Annotated in this window: 1 protein-coding gene; it reads right to left on the bottom strand. The window is 52.0% G+C overall.

Going from position 1 to position 321, the window contains the following annotated elements:
- Window positions 1–266, bottom strand: a 266-nt coding sequence (locus ACUU1M_RS20755) for an IS1-like element transposase (protein ID WP_001483704.1), incomplete at its 3' end; no start/stop codon positions are given.
- Window positions 267–321: the final 55 nt, after the last annotated feature.

The raw sequence follows: 321 nt of genomic DNA, 5'->3' as shown, positions 1-321 counted from the left end.
CGGCCTGAGTTTTTTAAATGGCGGAAAATCGTGTTGAGGCCAACGCCCATAATGCGGGCGGTTGCCCGGCATCCAACGCCATTCATGGCCATATCAATGATTTTCTGGTGCGTACCGGGTTGAGAAGCGGTGTAAGTGAACTGCAGTTGCCATGTTTTACGGCAGTGAGAGCAGAGATAGCGCTGATGTCCGGCGGTGCTTTTGCCGTTACGCACCACCCCGTCAGTAGCTGAACAGGAGGGACAGCTGATAGAAACAGAAGCCACTGGAGCACCTCAAAAACACCATCATACACTAAATCAGTAAGTTGGCAGCATCACC

The organism is Shigella sp. SIG6 (assembly GCF_053555815.1).
The sequence above is the reverse complement of the archived record's forward strand: the minus strand, read 5'-3'. Positions and strand labels throughout refer to the sequence as shown.